This window comes from Bacillus hominis (genome assembly GCF_018332515.1).
Classification (GTDB): domain Bacteria; phylum Bacillota; class Bacilli; order Bacillales; family Bacillaceae_G; genus Bacillus_A; species Bacillus_A hominis.
This window is the reverse complement of record NZ_BOQD01000527.1, coordinates 1-563: the sequence shown is the minus strand read 5'-3', so window position 1 is coordinate 563 and position 563 is coordinate 1. Positions and strand designations below refer to the sequence as shown.

General features: G+C 33.4%; 1 protein-coding gene and 1 pseudogene. One reads left to right on the top strand and one right to left on the bottom strand.

What is annotated here, in order from left to right; genetic code table 11:
• Positions 1 to 61: 61 nt before the first annotated feature.
• Positions 62 to 346 (top strand): hypothetical protein, encoded by a 285-nt coding sequence (locus KI356_RS27125; protein ID WP_128281918.1) that lies wholly within the window; start codon positions 62 to 64, stop codon positions 344 to 346.
• A 56-nt stretch (positions 347 to 402) separates the two neighbouring features.
• Here KI356_RS27125 and KI356_RS27120 read toward each other — a convergent pair.
• A pseudogene (locus KI356_RS27120) lies at positions 403 to 563 on the bottom strand (DedA family protein); the annotation flags it as partial.

Below are 563 nucleotides of genomic sequence, written 5' to 3'. Positions count from 1 at the left end.
TATATTACACTAGACATAACGTATATAACAATTTTTAAGAACTACATAATTGAGGTGTCTCATGGATAAAAAAATGGTCTTCCCTTACGCTCTTATTAAATTTCCAGCGGCCTGTTCTCTCTTTTTTTCTTTTTTATTATTTTTCTTTATAGGAAGTGATATGAACTTCTTTAAAACTTCCGAATACTTAACTGGCTTTTCTAGTGAATTTAATAAATATGAACCCCTTTCCGAACTAAGCGACGATACATATGAACTTTCACCTAGTAAAACGGGAACATATTATATAGTAGTGACCGGTTACGGTATCGAAGGAAAAATAAAAACAAACTGGAAAATAAAATAAAAAAGGCAGTGCTTTTGCACTGCCTCCCTAAAATTTGACATAGAATGGATTCCATATTAACTTGCGTTTTGTAAGAATACTCGTTTCAGTTGTTTGCGGAAACGAACACTTAGCGTGATCGCTACAATAACAATAACCCCAAAAATAATTTTACCGATATGATCTTCTAGCACTCCAAAGATATCCTGTAAGTTTCCACCTAACCAGTAACCACCGA

What these genes read in the sequence shown, in the direction of transcription:
- KI356_RS27125 (WP_128281918.1), top strand. Translation starts at nt 62, where the DNA reads ATGGATAAAAAAATGGTCTTCCCTTACGCTCTTATTAAATTTCCAGCG.